20 protein-coding genes are annotated in these 26698 nt (G+C 50.4%); 3 read left to right on the top strand and 17 right to left on the bottom strand.

Going from position 1 to position 26698, the window contains the following annotated elements; all coding sequences use genetic code 11:
- Positions 1-10: 10 nt before the first annotated feature.
- The 5 genes from F5I99_RS06665 to sdhC form a co-directional block, all read right to left on the bottom strand.
- Complete coding sequence (locus F5I99_RS06665; protein ID WP_151054311.1) at positions 11-2842, bottom strand: 2-oxoglutarate dehydrogenase E1 component; 2832 nt, start codon at positions 2840-2842, stop codon at positions 11-13.
- Between the two features lie 274 nt (positions 2843-3116).
- A complete protein-coding gene (locus tag F5I99_RS06660) occupies positions 3117-3821 on the bottom strand; it encodes a succinate dehydrogenase iron-sulfur subunit (protein WP_151054309.1) in 705 nt (234 codons plus the stop codon).
- 12 nt (positions 3822-3833) lie between these two features.
- Positions 3834-5606, bottom strand: coding sequence for a succinate dehydrogenase flavoprotein subunit (gene sdhA, locus F5I99_RS06655; RefSeq protein WP_151054307.1), 1773 nt, complete (start codon positions 5604-5606; stop codon positions 3834-3836).
- 3 nt (positions 5607-5609) lie between these two features.
- The gene (gene sdhD, locus F5I99_RS06650; RefSeq protein WP_151054305.1) at positions 5610-5957 is read right to left on the bottom strand and encodes a succinate dehydrogenase, hydrophobic membrane anchor protein; all 348 of its coding nucleotides are present in this window, start codon (positions 5955-5957) and stop codon (positions 5610-5612) included.
- Positions 5951-6328 carry a succinate dehydrogenase, cytochrome b556 subunit gene (sdhC, locus tag F5I99_RS06645; RefSeq protein WP_151054303.1) on the bottom strand — a complete coding sequence of 126 codons (378 nt, stop codon included), beginning with the start codon at positions 6326-6328 and terminating at the stop codon, positions 5951-5953. The genes sdhD and sdhC overlap by 7 nt, the downstream gene beginning before the upstream one ends.
- A 444-nt stretch (positions 6329-6772) precedes the next feature.
- On the opposite strand from sdhC, the gene gltA reads away from it, so the two are divergent.
- Complete coding sequence (gltA, locus tag F5I99_RS06640) at positions 6773-8047, top strand: citrate synthase (protein ID WP_151054301.1); 1275 nt, start codon at positions 6773-6775, stop codon at positions 8045-8047.
- A 334-nt stretch (positions 8048-8381) separates the two neighbouring features.
- On the opposite strand, the gene rlmKL is transcribed toward gltA, so the two are convergent.
- Complete coding sequence (rlmKL, locus tag F5I99_RS06635; protein WP_151054299.1) at positions 8382-10550, bottom strand: bifunctional 23S rRNA (guanine(2069)-N(7))-methyltransferase RlmK/23S rRNA (guanine(2445)-N(2))-methyltransferase RlmL; 2169 nt, start codon at positions 10548-10550, stop codon at positions 8382-8384.
- A 286-nt stretch (positions 10551-10836) separates the two neighbouring features.
- Here rlmKL and rmf point away from each other — a divergent pair, with 286 nt between their 5' ends.
- Positions 10837-11043 carry a ribosome modulation factor gene (rmf, locus tag F5I99_RS06630; RefSeq protein ID WP_151054297.1) on the top strand — a complete coding sequence of 69 codons (207 nt, stop codon included), beginning with the start codon at positions 10837-10839 and terminating at the stop codon, positions 11041-11043.
- 64 nt (positions 11044-11107) lie between these two features.
- On the opposite strand, the gene F5I99_RS06625 is transcribed toward rmf, so the two are convergent.
- The 4 genes from F5I99_RS06625 to F5I99_RS06610 all read right to left on the bottom strand — a co-directional run bounded on the left by F5I99_RS06625 (position 11108) and on the right by F5I99_RS06610 (position 18413).
- Entirely contained in the window at positions 11108-12136 is a 1029-nt protein-coding gene (locus F5I99_RS06625; protein WP_151054295.1) for a quinone-dependent dihydroorotate dehydrogenase, read from the bottom strand.
- Between the two features lie 68 nt (positions 12137-12204).
- Complete coding sequence (locus F5I99_RS06620; protein ID WP_151054293.1) at positions 12205-12426, bottom strand: DUF2835 family protein; 222 nt, start codon at positions 12424-12426, stop codon at positions 12205-12207.
- Positions 12427-12475: 49 nt separating this feature from the next.
- Positions 12476-17305, bottom strand: coding sequence for an NAD-glutamate dehydrogenase (locus F5I99_RS06615; protein ID WP_151054291.1), 4830 nt, complete (start codon positions 17303-17305; stop codon positions 12476-12478).
- A 241-nt stretch (positions 17306-17546) separates the two neighbouring features.
- On the bottom strand, positions 17547-18413 hold the full coding sequence (locus tag F5I99_RS06610; protein WP_151054289.1) for a TIGR01777 family oxidoreductase: 867 nt from the start codon (positions 18411-18413) through the stop codon (positions 17547-17549).
- A gap of 114 nt (positions 18414-18527) precedes the next feature.
- On the opposite strand from F5I99_RS06610, the gene F5I99_RS06605 reads away from it, so the two are divergent.
- Positions 18528-19649 carry a sensor domain-containing diguanylate cyclase gene (locus tag F5I99_RS06605; RefSeq protein WP_151054287.1) on the top strand — a complete coding sequence of 374 codons (1122 nt, stop codon included), beginning with the start codon at positions 18528-18530 and terminating at the stop codon, positions 19647-19649.
- On the opposite strand, the gene F5I99_RS06600 is transcribed toward F5I99_RS06605, so the two are convergent.
- The 7 genes from F5I99_RS06600 to F5I99_RS06570 form a co-directional block, all read right to left on the bottom strand.
- Positions 19633-20187 (bottom strand): hemerythrin domain-containing protein, encoded by a 555-nt coding sequence (locus F5I99_RS06600; protein WP_151054285.1) that lies wholly within the window; start codon positions 20185-20187, stop codon positions 19633-19635. The two genes, F5I99_RS06605 and F5I99_RS06600, sit on opposite strands and share 17 nt — an antisense overlap.
- 123 nt (positions 20188-20310) lie before the next feature.
- Entirely contained in the window at positions 20311-20697 is a 387-nt protein-coding gene (locus F5I99_RS06595) for a hypothetical protein (protein WP_151054283.1), read from the bottom strand.
- A 100-nt stretch (positions 20698-20797) separates the two neighbouring features.
- Entirely contained in the window at positions 20798-23422 is a 2625-nt protein-coding gene (gene pepN / locus F5I99_RS06590) for an aminopeptidase N (protein WP_151054281.1), read from the bottom strand.
- 14 nt (positions 23423-23436) lie between these two features.
- Complete coding sequence (locus tag F5I99_RS06585; RefSeq protein ID WP_151054279.1) at positions 23437-23703, bottom strand: DUF1315 family protein; 267 nt, start codon at positions 23701-23703, stop codon at positions 23437-23439.
- A 43-nt stretch (positions 23704-23746) separates the two neighbouring features.
- Positions 23747-24364, bottom strand: a complete 618-nt coding sequence (locus F5I99_RS06580; RefSeq protein ID WP_151054277.1) for a rhomboid family intramembrane serine protease — start codon at positions 24362-24364, stop codon at positions 23747-23749.
- Positions 24365-24376: 12 nt separating this feature from the next.
- Positions 24377-25354 carry a metallophosphoesterase gene (locus F5I99_RS06575; RefSeq protein WP_151054275.1) on the bottom strand — a complete coding sequence of 326 codons (978 nt, stop codon included), beginning with the start codon at positions 25352-25354 and terminating at the stop codon, positions 24377-24379.
- 446 nt (positions 25355-25800) lie between these two features.
- Entirely contained in the window at positions 25801-26682 is an 882-nt protein-coding gene (locus F5I99_RS06570) for an NAD(+) kinase (protein ID WP_151054273.1), read from the bottom strand.
- Positions 26683-26698 lie beyond the last annotated feature (16 nt).

The raw sequence follows: 26698 nt of genomic DNA, 5'->3' as shown, positions 1-26698 counted from the left end.
GAACGTGTTATTAACCATTAATCGCTTCATTAACCAGTTTTTCTTGCTGTTCTATATGTACAGAAATATAGCCTACAGCTGGTGCTGCTGCATGAGGACGTCCGACACCTTCAAGGAAGAGTTTCGGATTATGCTTCTGTAACACATGACGCATGTGGTGCTGACTGCAATACCAGGCACCCTGGTTCATCGGCTCTTCCTGACACCACACTACTGACTCAAGGTTAGTATAGTCGGCTATGGCGTTGGCAAGAGGCATTTCCGGGAAAGGATAGAGCTGCTCGATACGTACGATGGCAACGTCTTCTTTTTCCAGCTCGGCACGGCGGTTGTACAGATCGTAGTAGACCTTGCCACTGCACATGACCAGACGCTTGACTTTCTTGGCGTCCAATTTGTTCACTTCCGGAATAACCGGCTGGAAGGAGCCTTCAGCCAGATCTTCAAGCGAGCTGGTCGCCTGTTTGTGGCGCAATAAGGATTTGGGTGACATGACCACCAACGGCTTACGCAGTGGGCGTGTCATCTGACGCCGCAGCAGATGGAATATCTGTGCCGGCGTTGTCGGTACGGCAACCTGGATGTTGTGCTCAGCACACATCTGCAGGAAACGCTCCAATCTGGCTGACGAGTGCTCCGGACCCTGCCCTTCAAAGCCATGCGGTAGCAACATCGTCAGGCCACACAGGCGACCCCACTTATGCTCACCGCTGGTGATGAACTGGTCGATAACAACCTGAGCACCATTGGCAAAATCACCAAACTGCGCTTCCCAGATTACCATGGTATTTGGCATGGTGGTGGAGTAACCATACTCAAAAGCCAGCACCGCTTCTTCCGACAGGTAGGAGTCGTAAATATCAAATTTTGGCTGATCTTCTGCCAGGTATTTCAGCGGGGTGTAAGCAGTAGCATCTTTCTGACAGTGCACGACAGCATGACGATGAGAGAAAGTACCTCGACCAACATCCTGCCCGGTAAGACGCACCGGATTACCTTCAGCCAGCAAGGTGGCATAAGCCAGTGTTTCGGCGAAACCCCAGTTGATTTCCATGGCGCCTGCAGCCATACGCACGCGGTCGTCATAGATTTTCTGCACCTGACGCTGAATCGAAAAGCCTTCAGGGAAGCGGCACATTTTTTGTCCCAGCTCCTGTAGCAGCTTTATGTCGACGCGGGTGTCGGCTTCGAAGCTCCACTGGTGACCGAGGTATGGCTTCCAGTCAACGAACAGCTCAGTGTTCGGTTCCAGTACCAACGACTTGGCAACATGCTCGCCGTTTTCAAGTGCTTTACGATAGGACTGTTCCATCTCTTTGGCTTCATCAGCCGAGAGCACACCCTCGTCCTGCAAGCGCTGCGCATAAAGTTCACGCGTGGTTTTCTGCACTTTGATCTGTTTGTACATCAACGGCTGTGTACCGGAGGGCTCATCCGCTTCGTTATGCCCACGACGACGGTAGCAAACCAGGTCGATGACGACATCTTTATTGAATTCGTTGCGGTAGTCCAGTGCCAGTTGCGTGACGAAACGCACGGCTTCCGGGTCATCACCATTGACATGAAAGATAGGCGCCTGAACCATTTTTGCGACATCGGTACAGTATTCAGTAGAACGCGCATCTTCTTTCTTCGAGGTGGTGAAACCCACCTGGTTGTTGATCACCAAATGTATGGTACCGCCAGTCTTGTAGGCGCGGGTTTGTGACATCTGGAAGGTTTCCATGACCACACCCTGACCCGCAAAGGCAGCATCGCCATGGATAGAAACTGGAATAACGGTGTTACCGACAGTGTCTTCACGACGATCCTGGCGTGCACGTACAGAGCCTTCAACTACGGGAGAAACAATTTCCAGGTGTGACGGGTTAAACGCCATAGCCAGGTGAACTTCGCCACCGGGGGTCATCACGTTGGATGAGAAGCCCTGGTGGTATTTAACATCACCGGAAGTTTCCAGGGTTTTCTTACCTTCGAACTCACCAAACAGGTCTGACGGATTTTTACCAAACAGGTTCACCAGCACGTTCAGACGGCCACGGTGAGCCATGCCGATGACGATTTCTTTAGCGCCATCTTTACCAGCACGCTGAACCAATTCATCCAGACAAGGGATCAGTGACTCCCCTCCTTCAACACCAAAGCGTTTGGCACCGGCGTAGCGTGAACCCAGATATTTTTCCAGACCTTCGGCCGCCGTCAGCCGTTCCAGAATATGTTTGCGGGTAGAGGGCTCCAGCACGGGGTCACAGCGAACTGGTTCCATGCGCGACTGAATCCAGCGTTTTTCCTGAGTATCAACGATGTGCATGTACTCAGCGCCTACAGATGAGCAGTAGGTTTTTTTCAGATCGGCAACGATGTCTTTAAGTGGCGCTTCTTCCTGACCGAAGAACAACGAACCTAACTGGAAAGTGCTATCGTAATCAGCTTCGGACAGCTCATGAAAACGCAAATCGAGATCAGGTACCGGTTGACGCTGCAGCAGATTCAGTGGATCTATTCGAGCAATCTGATGACCACGCACACGATAGGCGTTAATCATGCGCAATACACGAACCTGTTTCTTTTCGTGCTCGGAACTGACGCTACCCTCAGCGGCCGGCCCGGCTCTACGCTGGGTTTTAGCGAGCAGTTGGAAGTGTTCACGGACGGGAGAGTGTGGAATATCCTGAGTAAGGTTACTACCTGTTCCAGGGAGTCTGTCAAATTCTTCGCGCCATTCTTGTGGAACGGCATTGGGATCTAGCAGGTAGGTTTCGTATAGTTGTTCGACATATGAAAGGTTGCCACCGTATAGGTGAGCGTTCTTCCACATCAGCTCCATCATGCTGTCTTGCATTATTATATCACCCTGAGTCTGAGGTAAGCTGTCCGGCAAGGCTGCACCACTCCTCACCACACTTGGCTGGCTTCCTCTTAGCTGATTACCGTTTTTTTTATGCGGCCTGATTCGTGAAACAGACGCATACTCGTTATTTTACGACTTTTCTGCTGCGCTTAACACAGTTCATCCACCGGAAATTCTACAGAAAATAATGGCTGACGTAACATAGACCTTTTGGGTAGATGCAAAAACGGCGCCCGAGGGCGCCGTTTTGTGAGTAGAACCGTGATCAGGTTGCTCTTTGCAGCAACAGATTACGGATTTTACCAATGGCCTTGGTCGGGTTCAGACCTTTCGGACAAACGCTCACACAGTTCATGATACCGTGGCAACGGAACACGCTGAATGGATCATCCAACTCTGCCAAACGCTCTTCACGGGCGGTATCACGCGTATCTGCCAGAAAGCGATACGCCTGCAACAAGCCAGACGGTCCAATAAACTTGTCCGGATTCCACCAGAAAGATGGGCAGGCTGTCGAGCAGCAGGCACACAGGATGCACTCATAGAGCCCATCCAGTTCCGCACGATCCTCTGGTGACTGCAAACGCTCGATAGCCGGTGCAGGCGTGTCGTTAATCAGGAAAGGCTTGACCTTTTCATACTGCTTGTAGAATTGAGTCATATCAACGACCAGGTCACGAATGACCGGTAACCCTGGCAATGGACGCAATACCAGCTTGTCCTTCACGACAACCTGAGACAAGGCTGTAATACACGCCAAACCATTTTTACCGTTCATGTTCATGCCATCAGAACCACACACACCTTCACGGCATGAGCGTCTGAACGCCATGGTAGGGTCTTTCTCTTTCAGCAACTGGAGCAGGTCCAGCACCATGATGTCCTTACCGCCAGGGATATCGATATGGATATCCTGCATATAGGGCGCATCATCTGTTTCAGGGTTGTATCTGTATACACTTACCAGCATATCATCAGCCTCTTAGTAAGTTCTGATCTTGGGCGGGAAGGCGTCCATGGTTTTAGGTGCAAAGTTAACTGCACGCTTACCTATACGCTTATCAGCCGGATAATAGACCGAGTGACACAGCCAGTTTTCATCATCACGCTCGGTGAAGTCGTTACGGGCATGTGCACCGCGAGACTCTTTACGCTCGACAGCAGCAACGGCAGTGGCTTCTGCTACTTCCAACAGGTTTTCAAGTTCCAGCGCTTCAATCCGTGAGGTATTGAACGCCTGAGACTTGTCATCCAGATGCAGATTGGCAACTTTGTTACGGATTTCACCCAACAACTGCAGGCCTTTATCCATACTTGGACCGTCACGGAATACGCCGAAGTACAGCTGCATAGTGCTCTGTAATTCTTTACGCACATCCGCGATTTTTTCACCACCAACCGAATTATTCAGGCGATTCAGACGCACCATGGCTGCTTCGATATCAGCTTCGGTTGCATCTTTCACTTCATAGCCTTCACGCATCTGCTGTTCAATCTGAATACCCGCTGCACGACCAAATACCACCAGATCCAGCAAAGAGTTGCCACCCAGACGGTTAGCACCGTGAACAGATACACACGCGACTTCACCACAGGCAAACAAACCATCAATAATCTGGTCATTGCCTTCGGCATCCGGCGAAATAACCTGACCACCAATGTTGGTTGGCAAGCCACCCATCATGTAGTGACAGGTAGGTACTACTGGAATCGGCTCTTTAACCGGATCTACCGCTGCGAAGGTTTTTGACAGCTCGCAAATACCAGGTAAGCGTGAGTGCAATACTTCTTCACCCAGGTGATCCAGCTTCAGCAGTACGTGATCGCCATCAGGACCACAACCGCGCCCTTCCAGGATTTCCAGGATCATTGAGCGCGCAACTACATCACGCCCTGCAAGATCTTTAGCGTTAGGTGCATAGCGCTCCATGAAACGCTCGCCATCTTTATTGATCAGATAACCGCCTTCACCACGGCAACCCTCTGTGACCAGCGTACCCGCACCGGCAATACCGGTCGGATGGAACTGCCACATCTCCATATCTTGCGCCGCAAAACCTGCACGCAACGCCATTCCCATACCATCGCCCGTGTTAATAAGCGCATTGGTGGTTGATGAATAGATACGTCCAGCACCACCTGTAGCAAGCACAGTCGCCTTGGCTTTGATATAAACGGTTTCGCCGGTTTCAATGCAAATAGCAATACAACCCACCACAGCGCCATCAGCATTTTTAACCAGATCGACGGCATACCATTCATTAAGGAATGTCGTGCCAGCCTTCATATTGGCCTGATACAGAGTATGCAGCAAGGCGTGACCGGTACGGTCAGCCGCGGCACAGGTACGTGCAGCCTGAGTCGGATTATCCGGGCCTTTTGACTGACCACCGAACGGACGCTGATAGATGCGGCCAATTTCAGTACGTGAGAAAGGCAGCCCCATGTGATCCAGCTCAAATACAGCCTGAGGACCGACAGAACACATGTATTCAATCGCGTCCTGGTCACCGATATAGTCCGACCCTTTTACGGTGTCGTACATATGCCAGCGCCAATCATCGTTGGGATCCGCACTGGCAATCGCACAGGTGATACCACCCTGAGCCGATACGGTGTGCGAACGGGTCGGAAATACTTTAGTGACACAAGCGGTTTTCAGGCCTGACTGAGCCAACTGAAGCGCAGCACGCATGCCTGCACCACCACCACCGACAACGATGGCATCAAAGGTTAAAGTACGCAGCTTAGTCATCGTTTAGACACTCCACAGAATCTGAATGCCCCACACAACGTATATAAACGCCAGCAGGCCACAAACGGCTTGAAACACGAAACGGACACCGGTCTGTTTGATATAGTCAGTGGAAACCGACCAGAGACCGATCCAGGCATGCGCTACCATAGACAAAATTGCCAATAGAGTGAAAATGCGCATGGCCGTGTTTTCAAATAATGCAGACCACTGTGCATAGCTCAGATCAGAACTGAACAGCAGGTAGCCCAACATGAAAATTGTATAGGCCATCAGCACGACGGCTGTGACGCGCTGCATCATCCAGTCGTAAAGGCCGCTACGGCCAAAATTCGTAATTGTTGTTACCATATCCATACTCCTGCCAGAAGAATCAATACACCGCCGACAATCAGGGTGACTTTAGCAGCCAACTGGCCTGACTCCAGCTCTTCGCCGTAGCCAAGATCCATAATCAGATGCTTGATACCGGCAACGAGGTGGTACAGTAGTGCGGAGACGAATCCCCAAGCGATGAGTTTTGCCAGGAAACTATCCTGGAGAAGATCAGCCGCGGCATCAAAGCCTGACTGAGAATCCAGCGACAGTCCCAATAAATACACCGCAAAGATGGCACCAAAAAATAGTGCGACACCGGTTGCGCGATGCAGTATCGAGGTGACCGCCGGAAGTGGCAGTTTAATAGTTTGCAGATCTAAATTTACAGGTCGTTTTTTGTTCACGGCTCTAGTTCACACTTTTGAGTCCCTTTGCAGGACGGGTTGCTGGGAAGTGCTCAGAAGCAGTAGTTCGTTCGCCGAACTGGCATTGCACATTTGTGTCATTGCACAAGTGTACAATGGCAACTCAGGCCCGGAGTATAGACATTTACCAGTTTGAATACAACGCGACTTGACGCCTGTACAACAATGGTCTAACACCCACTACGCCGCTACCACACCACTTTCTGCTACATTCTCAGTAGATATGCACGGCCAAGGGATTCAGATCACTCATACTGTTATATTATGCTATGCTGCAATGCAGTATTCGCCTTTAGGTTGAATTGACAAACCCTTCCCAAGCTCTATAGTTGTCGGGTTCTCATTCAGGTAGTACCTGACAATGTAATCAAGTGACTAAACAACTAAGTCATTGTAATTATAACCGAATGATAGGAGCCAACTATGGCTGACAAGAAAGCTCGTTTGACGGTCGATGGCCTGGACGAAACGATTGAACTTCCTGTGTATTCCGGCACTGAAGGCCCGGATGTCATAGATGTTCGTCCACTGACTGGCAAAGGTCTTTTCACCTATGACCCCGGCTTCGTGTCTACGGCTGCCTGTGAATCACAGATAACCTACATAGACGGCGACCAGGGAATACTGCTACACCGTGGCTATCCAATTGACCAACTGGCTGAGAAATCAGACTATCTGGAAGTCTGCTATCTGCTGCTGAACGGCGAACTGCCGGATGCCGAGCAAAAGAAAACCTTTGTTACCACCATCAGCAACCATACTATGGTGCATGAACAACTGATTTCCTTCTTTAAGGGCTTCCGTCGTGATGCACACCCTATGGCGATCATGTGTGGTGTTGTGGGTGCGCTTTCGGCGTTTTACCACGACTCATTGGATATCAACAATGCCCATCACCGTGAAGTCTGTGCTTATCGTTTGATTGCCAAGATGCCAACGCTGGCGGCCATGTGTCACAAGTACTCTATCGGCCAACCGTTCATCTTCCCACGCAATGATAAGGGTTATGCTGAAAACTTTCTGCGCATGATGTTCGCTACACCCTGCTCAGATTATGAAGCCAATCCGATACTGGTCCGCGCCATGGATCGCATCTTTACCCTGCATGCCGATCATGAGCAGAATGCCTCTACATCAACTGTGCGCCTGGCAGGCTCATCGGGTGCCAATCCATTCGCCTGTATCGCTGCCGGCATTGCTGCACTATGGGGACCCGCTCACGGTGGTGCAAACGAAGCCGTTCTGACCATGCTCGAAGAAATAGGTGATGAAGCCAATATCCCTGAGTTCATCCAACGCGCCAAGGATCCTGATGATCCGTTCCGCCTGATGGGCTTTGGTCACCGCGTTTATCGCAACTTCGATCCGCGCTCACGGGTAATGAAAAGAACCTGCGATGAAGTGCTAAACGAACTCGGCATCAATGACCCACTGCTGAAAATCGCCACTCGTCTGGAAGAGATTGCACTGGAAGACTCCTACTTTGTAGAGCGTAAGCTATACCCGAACGTAGATTTCTATTCTGGTATCATCCTCAAGGCAATGGGCATTCCAACCAGCATGTTCACGGTGATCTTCGCCCTGTCTCGCACGATTGGCTGGATCTCTCACTGGAACGAATTCCATTCCAGCCCGAACCGAATTGGCCGTCCACGCCAGCTCTATACCGGTGCCAAAAAGCGCGATTACCCGGGTTAAGGGAAATGTTGGAGCCCGGTCTGTGGGAGCCCGGCCTGTGGGAGCCCGGTCTCCGGGCGATTCTATTAGATTCGCTCGCGGAGCGAGCTCCCACAGCGAGTTCCTACAGCGAGTTCCTACAACGAGGATATAAAACCCCTGTAGGAGCCCAGTCTCTGGGCGATTCGATTAGATTCGCTCGCGGAGCGAGCTCCTACAGCGAGCTCCTACAGCGAGCTCCTACAGCGAGCTCCTACAACGAGGATATAAAACCCCTGTAGGAGCCCAGTCCCTGGGCGATTCGATTCGCTCGCAGAGCGAGCTCCCACAGCGAGCTCCTACAGGCGATTTCTTTTTAGGGTTTACGAATTTCAAAGCAGCTATGGATGCGTGGGTTGCGTTTGAAGTCTGGGTCTAGCGTCAGCGCGGATATATCCTGTATCTGGTATTGACTCAAAGCATCATAATCCATCTTGAAGCGGCGGTAGTTGTTGGAGAAGATCAACAGCCCCTGCGGTCGTAACAAGCGCATAGCACCCTCAATCAACTCCACATGATCACGCTGAACATCCAGCACGCCATCCATACGCTTGGAGTTTGAAAAGGTCGGCGGGTCCATAAATATCAGGTCGTAGGCCGGTCCTGGCTGACGCTTTAACCATTTCATGCAGTCTTCACGCACCAATTGATGCTGTACATGCGACTGAGAATTCAGGTCGAGGTTTGCTCTCGCCCACTCCAGATAGGTCGTCGACATATCTACACTGGTGGTCGTTAGTGCGCCACCCACGGCCGCGTGTACGGTGGCCGTGGCGGTATAGCAGAACAGGTTGAGGAAATCTTTACCGGCAGCCAGAGACTGAATCCGGCGGCGTACCGGGCGATGATCCAAAAACAGACCGGTATCCAGGTAATCATGCAGATTCACCCGCAAGTGGCAGCCGTGTTCCATCACTTCAAAAAAATGGCCAGTTTCATTATGGCGCTGATACTGCTCAGTACCCTGCTGACGCTTGCGCTGCTTAAGAATAACCTGTTGTGGCTTTTTCTCCAGCACCAGGGCGACCACTGCTATAGCCTCTGACAAACGATTAAACGCTTTCACCTGATCGATACTGGCGGGGGCCTGATATTCCTGGATCAGCACCTGATCAGCGTAGATATCCACGGCAACTGCGTATTCAGGAATGTCGGCATCATAAAGACGATAGCATTCAATGCCTTCCTGCTTGAGCCAGCGGCGCATATTTTTCAGGTTCTTCTGCAAGCGGTTTGCCAGCATCTGCGCTGTTTCGGATAAGGCCGGCTGCTGCACTTGAGCTAAATCAGTTGCTTCACTCTCAGGCCGTGCCGCATACACCTCAAACAAAAACAACCGACTTTCCAGCGCGCCGTTAAACAACTGATAGTCTTTATGCGACTTCAGTCCCATCACTTTACACAGCATGGGGTCAGCCGTCAGTACAGCAGCACGCCAACCGGCAAATTGTGCCCGAAGCACCTGTCCCAACTGCTGATACAGAAACATCAACTGATCAGCTTCACCCAAGCGCTCGCCATAAGGCGGGTTAGTCACCAACAACCCTTTCTCCACACCCTGCGGACACTTAACCTGACTGAGTTCACACACCTGCAACTCAATCACACCATCCAGCTTGGCCCGTCTGACATTTTCCCTGGCGGCAGCGATTACCTGGGCATCCTGATCCGAGCCATACAACCTGACTTGAGTTGCAGCACGTCCTTGATCGGCTCGATGCTGTGCCTCATCCTGCAGTGTTTGCCACAATTGACGATCAAAATCTGGCCAGCGCATGAAACCAAAGCGCTGACGGTATAGCCCTGGAGCAATATCCAGACTCATCAGTGCCGCTTCCGTTAACAAGGTGGCTGAACCACACATGGGATCAAACAACTCAGTCATGTCACTCTGTGGCCAGCCTGCGCGAACTAAAACGGCCGCAGCCAGGTTTTCTTTCATCGGTGCTTCACCGGTTTTCGCCCGGTAACCGCGACGGTGCAGACTCTCTCCGGACAGATCCAGTGAAACCGATACACTGCCACGGGAAAGGTGCACATTAACGCGCAGTTCCGGCTGCTGCTTGTCAATTTCCGGTCGCTGCCCGGTTGCGGCTCTGATCTGGTCTACGATGGCATCCTTGACTTTCAACGCACCAAAGTGGGTATTGCGGATTTCATCGCTGCGGCCATTAAAATCCACACTGAACGTACCCGATGGACGCAGACGTTCCAGCCAGTCAATCGATTGCACTGCGTCATACATTGAATCCGCCGTTGTTACCGGCGTTTCTACAAGGCGCAGCAACACCCGACTAGCAAGTCTTGACCAAAGACAGATGCGATACCCCAACGCCTTATCACCCTGACAACTCACCCCGGCAACCGTCATTTTAACCTGCTCACTTCCCAGGCTGGTCAGCTCGTCTGTAAGCAGCTGTTCCATCCCTTTGGGGCAAGTCACAAAATACGTGTGTAGGGAACTATTCTGAATTTCTGTTGCCATGTTGACCTCGGGGCATCTCACTGGAATGAAAAAATTTCACGACAAAAATCGCTTAAAGTAATAGGAAAGTAACTAACTGATTCCTATGGTGATTGTGCAGCTGCGCTATCCGTAACACTATGAACGTTATGTTACATTATAGTTAATATTAATAGCCAAACCTGCTTATTTCAGATATGTATAGAGGTGTAGGTTGATTGCCTTATAGCCTACACGCGAAAGGAACAGTTTGTTATTTTCTAGCAACTGTTCCGCGATGAAAAATAGAAATTGAGAGGCGTATTTTATGAGAACACAGAAACGAGACCGTAGCTCTACTCTGCACAACCGTGGTTTTGTGGCCGGATTGACCGGACGATCACGTGAAGAGTGCCCAGTTCAAGTCGCAGATCTGCGATCACACTGGATGAACGGTTGGCGTGAAGGACGCGAAGCACACTGGAATGGTATGTCCGGCGTTTCTGCAATTCAGGTAAACCCCACCTTAGCATAAGTATTGATTCATCAATTCTGATTATGGAGCGGGATTGCGGCAGAGTTCCACACTGTCGCAATCCTTAACGACGAACTAAAGATTCCACCGCCTTAACCGACTCGTGTATCAATCTTGGACCACGATAAATCAACCCAGTATAGATCTGTACCAGACTGGCTCCCGCTTCAATTTTTTCGGCTGCATCAAATGGCTCAGTAATACCACCAACACCAATAATGGGTAGCGCACCATTCAAATGGCGTGACAAAGCCGCTATCGCAGCGGTCGAGCAGTTCCTGACCGGTGCACCACTCAGCCCACCAGACTCCAGCGCCAGAGGTGAATCTTCTACACCTTCGCGGCTCAAGGTAGTATTGGTGGCAATCACGGCGTCTATTTCATAGCTTTTCAGCGAACCAGCCACCAGTTCAAACTCTTCTTCTTCCATATCCGGCGCAATTTTCAACGCGATAGGCACATACTTGCCATGCAAGCGGGCCAGGCGCGCCTGCTCATTCTTCAATGCGTCCAACAGACTATTCAGCGAGTCTCCAAACTGAAGCGATCGTAGCCCTGGTGTGTTGGGTGAGGAAATATTTACGGTGACATAACTGGCACGATCATAGACACGACGCAGACAGTAGAGGTAATCGTCATGCGCTTGCTTATTCGGAGTATCCTTATTCTTACCGATATTAATACCCAGAATGCCGCTATAACGACTTTTTTCCAGGTTTTTCAGTAACTGATCAACACCAGCATTATTAAAACCCATGCGGTTGATAATGGCATTATGTTCCGGTAAGCGAAAGATTCTGGGTTTCGGATTACCCTCTTGTGGGCGCGGCGTCACTGTGCCCACTTCAATAAAGCCAAAGCCCATCGCCGCCAGGCCATCCACGGCAGTGCCATTTTTATCCAGACCTGCAGCCAACCCTACCGGATTGGGGAAACGCAGCCCCATGACTTCGACAGGCGCCTGGCGCATTCTGGCTCCGGTCAAATGCTGCAACCCGGTTTCAGATAATAGATTCATGCTGATCAAGGACAGATTATGTGCTGTCTCAGCATCCAGTCTAAACATCAATGATCGGGCAAGTGTATATAACATAGCAATCTCAGCCAGGGTTTTAAAAACGGGAATAATTATACCCTTGGCAGGGGGGGAAAAGACAGTCTTCAGCTCAGTCTGTCTATTTGTTGCAGTCGTCCATGATCATCATAGTAAACGGCAAAACTGCCGCGCAATCCGGAGAACGAGATAAACTGGCGCATAATAGAGGCGGGTAGACGGACAATGCGACCATCTCGTGCACGAACAGAGATCTGCATGGCCTGACCACGGTAGTACTTCATATACTCATCCCGGCTGATTGCCAGGTCAATGATTACATATTTCATCAGCAGTGCTGCCAGCCTCGTGACTGACAGCACTGTGTTTTATGGCTGATCAGTCTGCAGTAAAAATACAGGTTCGGGCGAGATCATACAACTCCCGCACCGCCACTGTATACATGGCGTAGTCCTGAGTTTTGGCAGCTTTGAGATCAGCCAGCACTCTATCCCAGCGATCCAGCAGGGACTGATTGAGCTCAACCCATTGTTCCAGCTTCGCGGAAGTTTCAGGTTTGGCAGACTTGTCCATTTTTAACAGTGACGCCATCAAAGCCCGCTGCTGCCAATCAAGATCATCCCTGAAGGCATCACGAGCCAGGGCTTGCCAATAATTTTCAACGCCAAGCTCATTCAACTGATTGGCAAACCAATGCAACTGTAAGCGCTCACCCAGTCCAAAGAATGCCTGAGCCGCCGTTTGCATATCGACTGCCTGCTCTCGCGCAACTTCGATGACACTCAAGGCCGAGAAGAGTACGCTAGATCCAGCCACCACCTTGGCCAACTCGGCCGGTACGCCCGCATCCGTGTAACGCTGATAGGCAGCTTCCCATTGTGCTCTGGGTTCACCACATAACAGATCACCCAGGTGCACAGCTAATTGCTTCAATGGCTCAGCAAAAATGCTTATCTCCTGCTGGCAATTCAGATCCCCTCGGCGGTTGCGCAAAATCCAGCGAGTGGCATGCCGAACCAGATATTGCAAACGCTCCATCATTTCCAGCTGGATATTTGCATCAACCTGATAATCCAGCAGTTCTATCTGCTTCCACAGATCTTTGAGCATAAATATGTCACGTATCAGGACATAGGCCCGGGTAATACGCTGGATATCGGCCCCAGTGGAAACGCCCAGACGATCAGCAAAGTTGATCCCCATGAAATTGACTATTTCATTGGCAACCTGGGTGGCGACGATTTCACGACAGAGTCTGTGCCCTTTCAGTTCAGCGCCAAATTTTTCCAACATCTGACGCGGAAAAGCGGTAACCAGTTCCTTGGCCACATAACTGTCATCCGGCAGATCAGTTTCCAGCAAGCGCTCTTTCAGATCGGCTTTACTGTAGGACACCAGCACCGACAATTCAGGCCGACTCAAACCCTTACCGGCCAGGCGCTGCTCGTCAAGCACACTGTCTGCGGGCAGATATTCAAGCTTACGGTTGAGTTTGCCCTGCTCTTCCAGCTTATTGATAAAGCGCTGATACTCAGACATGGATACTAACGAACGTCGCTCAGCCAGTGTAATCGCCTGCACCTGACGATAATTGTTTTTCAGTACCAGTGAGGATACTTCATCGGTCATTTCCACCAGCAGTTTATTGCGCTGCTTGAGGGTCAAATCACCAGCGGCCACCATGCCATTCATCAGGATTTTGATGTTAACTTCATGGTCAGAACAGTCTACTCCGCCAGCATTATCGATAAAGTCAGTGTTCATGCGGCCACCCTGGCGGGCAAATTCCATTCGGCTCAACTGGGTCATACCCAGGTTACCACCTTCACCGATTACCCGGCAGCGTAAATCACAGGCGTCCACACGCAGTCCATCGTTGGCCTTGTCACCCACATCAGCCTGGCTTTCATAGCTGGCCTTGACGTAGGTACCGATGCCGCCATTCCAAAGCAGATCAAAGCGAGACTTGAGTATTGCTGAAATCAGATCATTAGGCGTCATCTGCGCCTGATTCACACCCGTCAGTTTTTTCAACTCCGGAGTCAGACGGATCGACTTGGCGGAACGGTCAAAGATACCGCCACCTTTTGAAATCAGCTTCTTATCATAATCATTCCAACCGGAACGTGGCAGATCAAACAGGCGCTGGCGCTCGGCAAAACTGCTCGCCGGATCAGGATCCGGATCGATGAAGATATGCAGGTGGTTAAAGGCGGCTATGAGTTTAATTTGTTCAGACAACAACATGCCGTTACCGAAAACATCGCCGGACATATCACCAATACCGACAACGGTAAATGGCTCTGTGCGGGTATTATGTCCCATCTCTCGGAAGTGACGCTCTACAGAAACCCAGGCCCCTTTAGCGGTAATGCCCATTTTCTTGTGGTCATAACCCTGACTACCACCCGAGGCAAAGGCATCGCCTAACCAGAAGTTATATTCCGCCGCAATCCCATTGGCTATGTCAGAGAAGGTTGCCGTACCCTTATCAGCCGCAACAACCAGATAGGTGTCATCCTCGTCGTGCCGCACAACTTCCTGCGGCGGTATCACCTCACCCTCAACCAGGTTATCGGTGATATCCAGCAATGCGCTGATAAACATGCGGTAGCAGGCTATGCCTTCTTCCAGCCATTCATCACGACTCATTCCAGAATGCAGATATTTGGCAACGAAACCACCTTTGGCACCCACGGGAACAATGACAGCATTCTTCACCTGCTGAGCTTTCACTAATCCCAGCACTTCAGTGCGGTAATCTTCATTTCGGTCAGACCAGCGCAGGCCACCCCGCGCGACCTTACCACCACGCAGATGCACACCCTCCACCCTTGGCGAGAATACAAAAATCTCAAACAATGGTCGTGGCTGAGGTATATTGGGAATTTCAGCCGGTGACAATTTAAACGATATGTAAGGCTTATGCACACCGCCGGTATTCTGGAAGAAGTTGGTGCGCAGCGTGGCCTTAATCAATATCAGGTACTGACGAATGACCTGATCTTCATTCAGGCTGGAAACCGTCTCCAATGCTTCCAGTATGCGTGTTTCCGCTGCATCAGCCGCTTCAGGATCAGCCTTACCCGGTTCAAGCCGCGCATTGAACAAATCAATCAGCTCGCGAGCAATTCCGACATGATTATTTAGGGCAGCACTGATGGCTTCGTTACTAATCGGAAAGCGTATCTGCTTCATGTAAGCGGCATAAGCGCGCAATACTTTGACCTGGCGCCACCCCAGCCCAGCCCCCAGCACCAGCTTATTAAAGTCATCGCTGCTGCAGGCGCCCTGCCAGATATTCAGGAAAGCGTCTTCAAAGGTTGTCTGCAACATCTCCATAGAAGCGTGCTGCTTACCGCCATAACGCAAATTGAAATCATGTATCCAGATACAACTGTCTTTGGTTTGTATCTCGTAGGGGTGTTCATCAATCACCCGCAATCCAAGGTTTTCCAGAATAGGCAACACGTCTGACAGAGGCAGTGAGTTTCCATAATGGAACAGCTTGAAATTGATTTCATCCTCTTCTCGATCCAGCGCCCGGTAAAAGCTCAGTGAGATAGGTTTACTTTCAGACATCTCGCGCATGTGCTGAATATCAATAACAGCCGTACGTGCTGAGAAATGTGCACGATAACTGGCTGGGAAACCACCGCCGAAATGGTTATAGCCATGGATCCCCTGTTCTTCACCCGAGGCTTCCGTCAGGGCTTCATAAAGATCTTCATCCCAACTACGAGCGGCCACACGGATTTTGTGTTCAATATCGGCCACATCAAACCTGTCAGTGACAGCTTCTCCATCGGCCCGACGCAGATTGAATTGCGTCCGCGCCAAAATGGACTCAGAAAAATAGGTAGTAAATTCGGCCAGCTCACAACCCAATGACTGCTTGAGAATTTTTTCTGAACGCACACGAAACTCTGTGCTGTAAATTTCACGCGGCACGTAAACCAAGGCGGAAAAATAATGCCCCTGCTGGTCCCGACGCAGAAATACCCGAATCTGTCGACGCTCGCGGATTTCCAGGATACCCAGTGTCATACTGGCCAATTCATCCACCTGCATCTGAAACAGTTCATCCCGCGGGAAACTTTCCAGAATCTGGTTCAGCTCTTTCCAGTCGTGACCCTGCTCATGCAGACCAGACAGCTGCAATACCGTGGATATTTTGTTGCGAATGACCGGAATACTGCGCGGAGAGTGCATGTAAACTGCTGAGGTATACAACCCCAGGAAGCGCACTTCACCTACCAACTTGCCTTTATTATCAAAACGTTTGAAACCGATATAATCAGGATAGGCTGGGCGATGAATACGTGATTTCGCTGCCGCTTTGGAAAAACTGATCAGATCCGGAAGCAGCGTATGCTGGTCTGCATTAAGTGTATCTTCATCCAGCAGTTTCTCACGACAGGCTTGATTACAGTCACGCAACAATCCTAATCCGGAGCTTTTAACAGGCTCTAGTGACGCTTTGCCACCCGTTGTATTAAGCTCAAAAACTTCGTATCCAAGAAAAGTGAAGTTGGTATGCATCCACTCTAAAAATTCGCTGGCCTCTTGCAAGCCTTGCTTTTCAAGCACTGAGCCCAGCTTTTTAAGATGATCGGCCTGCTCTTTAACTGCGGCGAGCATCGGTTCAAAGTCATCGACAGCCGCACGGACTTCGTCCAGAACAGCGAGCAATTCTGTGCGTATTTCTTCAAGACGTTGCAAATCCGTATGCCGATCTATTTCAATGGCTACAACTGATTCAGCCAGCCCTTTGGGATCATTCAGTCCGGTCAATGCCCCTTTCTGGTTACGACGCGTGTGCAATACCACATTATTGATAGCGTGGATGGCAACGTCCTGGCGATTCAACTCCATTCGCAACGAGTCAATAATAAACGGACGATCTTCAGACACCACGGCGATTACCGTATGAGTGGATTGCCAGCCATGCTGTTCATAATCGGGATTGAACACTTTAACGCGTGGTGACTCATCAGGAATAGCCTGGATGAATTCCCACATATCCAGGGTGGCGCCGAGTAGATCATCAGGTCGCCATTTCTGCAGGTCCATTTCAGGGGTATTGCGGTAATAACTGTCTACAAATTCACACAACAATGCTGCTTTCTTGTCCGGTAGACGTTTACATATTTCAGCTTTAAGACGTTCCAGTAGCGTTTCCTTTGGTTCCGCAACGTGCAAGGGCATAGCTCTCTCTCTTTTTTTGATTATATGGCAACAGGCACGCTTGGATAGTAGCGTGCACTACCGCCTTTCCGGATGATGTGGATAAATTCCGAATACTACTTAAGACTATATGAACAACGTTGTTAAGCAAGGGCTCTTTACTGTTATTCAAAGTTTTTTTGCAGTTTTTGGTAGATAACATCGATCCAGACCGGAATTAGCCACATGGTTATTATGCCTATTCTATGACAATGCAAAATATTCAGTTAAGCAGCTGCTTCAGGGCAGATTGCAAAACCGGATAACGAAACTCAAAACCGGATGCCTGTAACTGTACAGGGACAACCCGCTGCCCTTGCAGTAACAGCTCGCTGGCTTCACCCAACATCAACTTCAGTACCAATCCAGGCAGCGGAAAAAATGCCGGGCGGTGTAGTACCTTGCCTAACGTAGCTGAAAACTCAGCATTGGTGACAGGTTCGGGGGCGGTCAAATTAAACGCCCCCTGAAGTATCGGGTTATCCAGCAACCAAACAATGGCTCTAACCTCATCGTCAAGATGTATCCACGACATCCATTGCTGTCCCGAGGCAATGGGACCGCCCAGACCGAGACGAAAAGGTGGTAACATTTTATGTAACGCACCGCCCGCTCCCAGCACCACGCCGGTCCGAATCAGACACACCCGCACTCCCAGCTCAGTCGCCTTGGACGCTGCAGCTTCCCAGTCAGCACAGAGCTGATGAGTAAATCCATCCACCGGCTTCGCTTCTTCATCCAACGTCTGTGACGCCTGACTACCGTAGTAACCTATCGCTGACCCACTGATTAACACGGCTGGACGCTTTGACTGCTGCTCTATCCACTGTAAAAGGCTGGCGGTGGTAGCAATGCGACTGTCGCGCAACAATTGTTTTCGTGCCTCAGTCCAGCGCTTATCGACAATACCGGCACCCGCCAGATTCACCACAGCATCCACCGGCTGCTGAATCTGCTCCAATGCAGTTATTATTTCAGGATTTTCAGCAGGATTTCTGGATAAAATTACGACCTCATCACCACGATCCTTTAACGCTTTTACCAATGCCTGACCGATAAATCCTGTTCCACCTGTGATCAAAACACGCATTGCATTCTCTCCTGAGCATTTTTTATATACACTAGTACGCATTCGGGCATTTACCAGTTTTTAGTTTGATCAATCAGTTACGACTTTTTCTGAATCTATCAGGGATTTCAGTCAATGCAGCCAGATTTAACCCTTGCTGAAGAAAACAGGGAGCTCAGGCAACGTGTGAGCATTCTGCATCACAAAGCTGAGCGTAATGAGCAGCTGCTAAGAGCCTTTTTTTCTGCTGAGCTGGACCTTTTGTCCTGTATCACTCTGGCAGAACTGCTTGATTATTTGCTCAATCATTTTCGCCAGGATTTCAATCTATCCGCCGTCACGCTGATGCTACTGGACCCGGAAGACATGGTACAGGAGCTGCTGGACGGTTCGGCACGCTTCAATCACTTTCCAGGGTTGCAGCTTATTCGGCAGCAGCAACCGTTGCGAGACCTTTACCCAGATAGTAGTTTGTTTTGTGGTGAAGCGACACCGCATATCATCACAACGTGCTTTCGCGGTGCTGAGGATGTGCAGTCCTGTGCATTATTACCACTAATCAGAGAAGATTGCCTGATTGGTAGCCTGTGTCTCGGGAGTTCTGACCCCGGGCGCTATAGTCACTTGTTACGCTATGATTATGTTTCTCACTTGGCTTCAGTGGTAGCCGTGTGCATGGAGAATGCTATCAGCCGCGAAACCCTGCAACGCCTTAGCAGCATTGACCCTCTGACACGCGCGCTCAACCGACGTGCGCTCAGTCAGCAACTGTTACGTGAAATCAAACGCTGCAACCGAACCGGTGAGCCTTTAGGCTGCATACTACTGGATATTGATCACTTCAAACCGGTCAATGATACTCATGGGCATTTAAGCGGTGACAAAGTACTGCGGGATATATCACAGCTGCTAAAAGAACAACTGCGCGAAACGGACAGTATTGCCCGTTATGGTGGAGAGGAATTTGCAATCTTGTTACCCGGTTGCCCCGAGCCAGAAGCAACCCGGGTCGCTGAAAATTTGCGTAAATGCATCAGCCAGACTCTGTTTTCCGGGCATCAGAACCAGGCTCTGCGAATCACAGCCTCGCTGGGTATTACCATTTGTGAACAACAGCACACAGTTGACGCCGATGTATCCGAGCTGACTGAAAGCCTGATTCAGACAGCTGATCAGGCCCTTTATTTCTGTAAGCATAATGGTCGCAACAGAGTCAGTTTTATGCCATGTTTGCTGAAGGTCAGCGCGCAGCAATAACGTCTTGCAGCAAGGCCTTGTAGAGTTCGCGGTAGTTTTCCCCCTGTTTTTCACCAAACAAAGGGTCTTCCGGTTCAGGCAGCTTCTGCTCAAGTGCTTCCCAGTCATCCGTTTTGGCAAGTTGCTCAATACCTGGGAAGATCACTGTCTCTTCATAATCCAGATGATCACGCTCTCGCTGCACAAAAGCTTCCAGTTGGCCGATAAAATCAGACATGGGAATCACGGCATCGTGCATTACCGCATCGACTGTTTCATTAATAGCTTTGGATGCCTGCTTCAGATCAGCATGCTCGGCTTCGCACTGCTGTAAATGCTCATCCAGTGCCCCACTTTGTCCAGCAAAATAATGATACATGTGATCTTCACGAGGATGATGATACTGATCAGCATAGTTACCGATATAATCCACCAACTCGGATAACAACATAAAATTGGGTGTATCACCCGCTTTCAGCTTTTGGATTTTAAGTTCCATTAACTCCAATAACCGGCTCAGGTTAATGTGATCCTGATGCAACTGCATTATTAACGTCATCTCACTGTCTCCTGAAAGTAGGTTGTCTCCACTATATACCGCAGCCGCACAAATGACTGTTGACCAGTATCAATAAAAAAGCACACTCAATAGCAGCCTTTAGTAGCAGTATCTAGCAGTGAATCAGCGATACAGCTCATCATCAAAGGGGTCCAGCGGCTGCTCCAGCAGGCTGTCCTCACGGAAATACAATACGCGCCCTTCCAGCTTCAAGCCTTTGGAACTAAACCAGCGCTCATTCTCTTCAAGTGATTCTTCAGCACGACTGACGGCATACCAGGCTCGGATAATACGATAGAAATAATGTGCAAATAGTGCCGCGGAAGCCCCCAGGAAGAAATCAGACCCTATAGCAAAGATCAGCACAATCAGAGCCACGATCCATACCCGGCTGCTGCGCGCCTCTTTAACAGCGTCTTTAGCGGTACTGAGTTGTTCCTGACACTTCAGTGCCCGACGGAAATTTTGCTGAAGGTCGAACTTTTGCTCTGCAACAAGATATTTATCCATTCTTTTTTCCTGACAGTTTTATTTTTTAGCTTTACCAGAGTATATCTAAGCCATCCTCAAGGAGCGAGCCCGTAGGCTACAACCTTGGGATAACAAAAGATTATTTAAGGCTTTTACTGACCACCTCATACACATCACCTGACAGATTACCTGTGTCGATGATACGTTGTAGCTGCGCCTGCATTTGCGCCTGACGCGCGGGCGCATAGCGCCGCCAACGAGTCAAGGGGGTCAGCAACCTCGCGGCAATTTGTGGGTTTTGTTTATCCAACAGCAGAATATGGTCGGCCAAAAAGCGATATCCACTCGCATCTTCGGCATGAAAATTAACCGCATTTTGCTGGCAGAATGCCGCAATCACTGCACGAATTTTGTTAGGATTGCGGGAATCGTACACCGGGTGCTCCAGCAACTGCTTCACCCTGCTCAGAGCACCTGGGCGTGGATCAGTGGACTGCACCATCAACCATTGATTCATTACTAATGATTCATGTTGCCATTGGTTCAGAAATTCAGTCAGTATGTCATCGGCCGAATCCCTGAAACCAGAGTGAGCCACACTGACCAATGCTGCAAACTGATCGGTCATATTATCTGAGGTTTCAAACTGCTGCTGAGCCAGTGCCAGATGCGCAGGGCTATCCAGCGCCATCAAATAACCCAGACAGGTATTACGCAAACTCCGCCGGGCTATTTCAGCCGCTTCGGGCGAATAAGCCTGCTCGCCATCATGCTGCTGATACACACGCAACCAGCTGGATTCCAGCGCTTCAGCAAGAGTTTTGCGCATAAACTGACGGACATGATGAATAGCAACCGGATCGATAACCGCGGCATTTTCGCTGATATAAGCTTCACTGGGCAGGGTCAGCAACAGGGCTGACATGGCAGGATCTTCACTGGCGTTTTGCAGTAGCGCTTTCCAAGTGTCGATATAGTCTTTTGGCAAAGCCAGCGCTTCGCCACGCTGGAAAGACTCAATCAACTGCTGTACCAATCTCATCGACAGTTGCTGACCGGCATCCCAACGGTTAAACCCATCTTCATCATGTTGCAGCAGGAAGCGTAACTGCTGTTGTGTATAAGCGTAGGAAAGTTTGACCGGTGCTGAGAAATCACGCAACAGTGAGGGTAATGGCTGCTCATCTATGCCATCAAAGCAGAAGGTCTGTTCTGCCTGGGTCACTTCCAGCAGTTGCGTTGTCTGACCAGTCGCCAGGATAAAAGGCTGACCATCAGCGCGTAGCAGGCCCACACTGAGGGGGAGGTGAAAAGGCACCTTCTCCGATTGCTCTGGTGTTGGCGGACAGGACTGACGCACTGTCAGTAAGTAACGTTGTGCGACAGCATCATACTCATCAGTCACCTCTAATCTCGGGGTACCGGCTTGGCTGTACCAGCGCTTGAACTGGGTCAGATCACGGCCAGATACATCTTCCATAGCTTTAACAAAGTCGTCAGTGGTAACCGCCTGCCCATCATGTCGATCAAAATACAGATCTGTACCCTTTCTGAAGGTCTCCGCGCCCAATAGCGTATGAAGCATACGCACTACGGCAGCGCCTTTTTCGTACACAGTCAGCGTATAGAAGTTGGAAATTTCGATAAAGGATGCCGGTCGAACCGGATGTGCCATGGGACCGGCATCTTCAGCAAACTGGGCTGTACGCAGGATGGCGACTTCATCTACCCGCTGCACAGGTGCTGAATGCATATCAGCGGAAAAACTCTGGTCACGGAATACAGTAAAGCCCTCTTTCAGGCTCAACTGAAACCAGTCACGACAGGTGACCCGATTACCCGACCAGTTGTGAAAGTATTCATGTGCCACCACCGACTCAACGCGCTGAAAACCGGCATCGGTCGTAGTTCTGGGATGCGCCAGCACACAGGCGGTATTGAAAATATTCAACCCCTTGTTTTCCATCGCACCCATATTGAAAAAGTCCACGGCAACGATCATGTAAATGTCCAGATCATACTCGCGACCATAGACCTGCTCATCCCAGCGCATGGCGTTTTTCAAGGCGGTCATGGCATGTTCAAGCTTCTCAAGATCTTTGCGTTCCGCGTAGATCTGTAAAGCCACCCGCCGACCAGATGCGGTGATAAAATGATCTTCCAGACAACTCAAATCCCCTGCCACCAGCGCAAACAGATAGGCTGGCTTGGGGAAAGGATCCTGCCAGGTGACCCAGTGTCGGCCACCGTCCAGATCACCCTGTTCAACCGGATTACCATTACTCAGCAGTATCGGAAAACGTGCTTTATCGGCAACCAGCGTGGTGCTGAATACTGACATGACATCCGGGCGATCCGGGTAAAAAGTGATCCGGCGAAAACCTTCGGCTTCACACTGTGTGCAATACATATCATCGGAAAGATACAACCCTTCCAGCGCGGTATTTTCAGCCGGATAGAGCCGCGTTTCAATTTCCAGATCAAACACCTCCGGAACCGGGTCCAGAAGCAATTGTTCACCCTGACGTCTAACCAGGCTGGAATCAGGTACCTGCCCATTTAGACGTAGACCGACTAATTCCAGTGACTCGTGCCCATCCAATTGTAACTGTGTAGCCTCGGGGAAATCAGGATGGCGTCTGACTTTTAGCAGGCTGGTCACGCGGGTCGATTCTGCTTCAAGATCAAAGCGCAGTGCAATACTGTCAATCTGAAACTTGGGTGCGGTGTAGTCTTTCAGGTAAATAACCGGTTTAACTGACATGAAATCTGCTTTCCTTACGAATTGAGAATTTTCAGCACATCCGGCTCAAGCGGGTCGGAACCATGCTGCTTGCCATCAGCGCGGGTGCGGTCGATAAAGCCGACACGATCAGATTCTGGCAGGTTACGCTTATGCTCATAGGCAATCACGGCGCGCATACTCTGGTCGCGTTGCGCTTGCGTGAGTTTTTCACCATTGGGCCACTTACCCAGTTCGACAGAACGCTTCATCGACTGGTAGATATCGACTGTCATCGCATCTATCATTTCATCAAACGTCATCCAAGCTCTCCTGTATAGTTATCCAGTTTATCACAGTCATTCTTCAGGAACGGCGTTGCAACAGTTGCACCGGTAATACAAACATCAACCCAACCAGCAGGCCAACCAGATGCGCCGTGTTGGCTACCGAGCCCATGCCAAACATCTGCAGCATGCCGGTATACCCCAGCACAAGCCAGAACAACATAAACCCCATCAGTCCCGGCGGCAGACCGAAAACAGGCCGTAGCCCGCGTTTATCCCACAACCAAGTGTAGGCTAACACAGCGTAAACCACCCCTGACATACCGCCAAACATTGGACCGCTGATCAAAAACTGAGCCAGATTGGATAGCATCGCGGAAACCAGTACCAGGATCAATAGCACCCAGCGCCCCTGAAACAGCTCAATACGTTGACCCACCACCCAGATCCACATCAGGTTAAACAGCAGATGCAGTTCACTGAAATGCATGAACGCAGGCGTCACCAGACGCCACCATTGACCAGTTGATAGCATACCACCCAGGGTATGGTGCAAGAGTTGCTCTCCACGTACAGAGAAATCAGTAAATGTCAGCAGGCGCATCATTCCATGATTGCTACCAAAACCAATTGCCAATGAAACCAATACACTGATTAGAATCAGACTGAGCGTTAACCAACTCTTTTGCCATGGCATAAAAGACTTCCCTTAATCGTTAAAAACCACTTCCCTGGCAACATCCACCCAGACAAATTTATCATTTTGAATCCGAGCTTCATCATCCAGTCGATACGCAACCAGCTTGCCATATTTCACCGCACTGTAATCCAGACACGCTACACTGGGAGACAGAGCCTCAGGCTCTCCCTCACACCAATAGTGACCTATAAACAAAGGTTTATTGTCTTCACGATAGCATGTTAGCTCGCTGCGTTGCTCCCGAGTCAGTGGCAACCTGGCAAGGTGTGCTGGCAAGGGATCTGGCTGAAACACCACATCATTCAGATAATAGGGATCACGGAGCCAGAATTTAGTTCGAAAAAAACTGCGTTCAAAGCCGTCCCGGCTCACCATCACTTCGTCATTAGGCAGCTCCAGATGGGTTCCTCTGAGCAGAATATCCATAATTTCGTGCTCTTGCGAACCATGGACTGCCGAGCGAAACAAGAAGCCCCGACGCATGCGGTTGCTGCCATTCATGGCAACAAAACGATCCACCAGCGTTTGCTGCCAGCAGGCATGCACCACACGGAAATGATCAAAATCCAGAAATACCGGCATCTGCTCAAACCAGGTTAAAAAGTCCCGCTGGTCATCCGGGTGGTTGGCAAGCTGCTCAAGGGTTTCCTGCAGGATGCGCCTATTGCGCGGTGTATGCTTACGCAAGAAGGGCTGGGCGAATCCGCTGGGAGCTGGCGTGGCATAACAGAGGTAATTGTATTCGTGATTGCCCATGGTGATCTGAGCATGACCTGCGGCAACCATATCGTGTACCAAATGCAACGCTTCACGAATATGCGGGCCGCGATCAATGATATCACCTACGAAAATTGCCTGACGGCTGGGATGCTGATACACCCCCTGCTGCTGGGTATAGCCCATCCGACTGAGCAGAATACGCAGGCTCAGCGCACATCCATGCACATCACCAATAATATCGTATCCGCTAAATGTTCTGTCGTTCAAAGCTTTCTCCTATGTTCTGTTGTAGGAGCCCGGTTTCCCTATTGTGGGGGCCCGCCCCCGTATTGTGGGAGTCTGGTCCTCGTATTGTGGGAGCCAGGCCCTCGTATTGTGGGAGCCAGGCCCTCGTATTGTGGGAGCCAGGTCCTCGTATTGTGGGAGCCCGGTCTCCGGGCGAATCTCACAGTCTCCGAACCATTATTCGCTCGCGGAGCGAGCTCCTACATTGAGTGCGAGCTCCTACATTGAGTGCGAGCTCCTACACAGGGTGCCGTCTCTATCTATCGTGAGCCCCCCCTATTGTGGGAGCCCGCCCCTCGTATTGTGGGAGCCCACCCCCCTATTGTGGGAGCCCGGTCTCCGGGCGAATATCGCAGCCTCCGGACCATTATTCGCTCGCGGAGCGAGCTCCTACATTAAGTGCGAGCTCCTACACAGGGTGCAGGCTCCTATGCGCCGGGTTTTGAGCTCCAGCCCAGTTTTTCCCGGCACGTCTGATAAAAATTATAATCTCTTGGGTGTAATAGCCGCAGCTTGTGTGATTTTTTCCTGATCGAAATCACATCACCCGGTACCAGACTGAAGTCGGCCTGCCCATCACAGGAAATAGTCGGGTAGGTTGAGTTCTCTTCACTGATCACCAGCTTTAATTCACTGTTTCCACTCACGACTATCGGGCGACTGGATAGAGTGTGCGGAAACATCGGCACCAGCACCAATGCATCCAGTTTGGGATGCATAATTGGCCCGCCTGCAGATAACGCATAGGCCGTCGATCCCGTCGGCGTCGATACAATCAGGCCATCAGAACGCTGCGTATAAACAAATTGCCCTTCGATATACAGTTCAAATTGAATCATACGGGTCGCTTTACCTGGATGGAGCACACAATCATTCAATGCCACCATCTCACCGACCGACTCGCCCTTCCGGCGGATGGACACATCCAACAAAAAACGGCTATCAACACTGTAGCCGCCTTCAAGCACTTCGGCTACGCGCTCTTCGATGTCCTGCGGAGAAATATCTGTCAGGAACCCCAGATTGCCACGATTTACGCCGAGTACCGGAATATCACTGCGCGCCAGCGAACGCGCAGCCCCCAGCAGGCTGCCATCGCCGCCCACAACGATAGCCAGATCACAGATTTCACCCATCATTTTGCGCTTGCAGGTCTGTCGACCATGTCCAGGTATCACCTCAGCAATTTTCTCATCAAGAATCACATTCAGGCCGCGTTCTTCCAGAAATCGCATAAGCTGTTTCAGGGTATCGATAACCGCCTTGCTACCCAGACGCCCGATCAAGCCGATGTTGCGAAAGTTATCCATAGATCTCTCTCTCAGT

The sequence above is a fragment of the Nitrincola iocasae genome, from assembly GCF_008727795.1.
GTDB classification, from domain to species: Bacteria; Pseudomonadota; Gammaproteobacteria; order Pseudomonadales; family Balneatricaceae; genus Nitrincola; species Nitrincola iocasae.
Note: the sequence above shows the minus strand (reverse complement) of the source record. Positions and strands in the feature narration are given on the sequence as shown.

Coding starts and splice junctions, on each gene's coding strand:
- gltA (WP_151054301.1), top strand. CDS start 6,773: ATGGCTGACAAGAAAGCTCGTTTGACGGTCGATGGCCTGGACGAAACG.
- F5I99_RS06660 (WP_151054309.1), bottom strand. CDS start 3,821: ATGCTGGTAAGTGTATACAGATACAACCCTGAAACAGATGATGCGCCC.
- rmf (WP_151054297.1), top strand. CDS start 10,837: ATGAGAACACAGAAACGAGACCGTAGCTCTACTCTGCACAACCGTGGT.
- F5I99_RS06570 (WP_151054273.1), bottom strand. CDS start 26,682: ATGGATAACTTTCGCAACATCGGCTTGATCGGGCGTCTGGGTAGCAAG.
- sdhD (WP_151054305.1), bottom strand. CDS start 5,957: ATGGTAACAACAATTACGAATTTTGGCCGTAGCGGCCTTTACGACTGG.
- F5I99_RS06665 (WP_151054311.1), bottom strand. CDS start 2,842: ATGCAAGACAGCATGATGGAGCTGATGTGGAAGAACGCTCACCTATAC.
- pepN (WP_151054281.1), bottom strand. CDS start 23,422: ATGTCAGTTAAACCGGTTATTTACCTGAAAGACTACACCGCACCCAAG.
- rlmKL (WP_151054299.1), bottom strand. CDS start 10,550: ATGGCAACAGAAATTCAGAATAGTTCCCTACACACGTATTTTGTGACT.
- F5I99_RS06615 (WP_151054291.1), bottom strand. CDS start 17,305: ATGCCCTTGCACGTTGCGGAACCAAAGGAAACGCTACTGGAACGTCTT.
- F5I99_RS06585 (WP_151054279.1), bottom strand. CDS start 23,703: ATGACGTTTGATGAAATGATAGATGCGATGACAGTCGATATCTACCAG.
- sdhA (WP_151054307.1), bottom strand. CDS start 5,606: ATGACTAAGCTGCGTACTTTAACCTTTGATGCCATCGTTGTCGGTGGT.
- F5I99_RS06600 (WP_151054285.1), bottom strand. CDS start 20,187: ATGACGTTAATAATGCAGTTGCATCAGGATCACATTAACCTGAGCCGG.
- F5I99_RS06605 (WP_151054287.1), top strand. CDS start 18,528: ATGCAGCCAGATTTAACCCTTGCTGAAGAAAACAGGGAGCTCAGGCAA.
- F5I99_RS06595 (WP_151054283.1), bottom strand. CDS start 20,697: ATGGATAAATATCTTGTTGCAGAGCAAAAGTTCGACCTTCAGCAAAAT.
- F5I99_RS06625 (WP_151054295.1), bottom strand. CDS start 12,136: ATGTTATATACACTTGCCCGATCATTGATGTTTAGACTGGATGCTGAG.
- F5I99_RS06610 (WP_151054289.1), bottom strand. CDS start 18,413: ATGCGTGTTTTGATCACAGGTGGAACAGGATTTATCGGTCAGGCATTG.
- F5I99_RS06620 (WP_151054293.1), bottom strand. CDS start 12,426: ATGAAATATGTAATCATTGACCTGGCAATCAGCCGGGATGAGTATATG.
- F5I99_RS06580 (WP_151054277.1), bottom strand. CDS start 24,364: ATGCCATGGCAAAAGAGTTGGTTAACGCTCAGTCTGATTCTAATCAGT.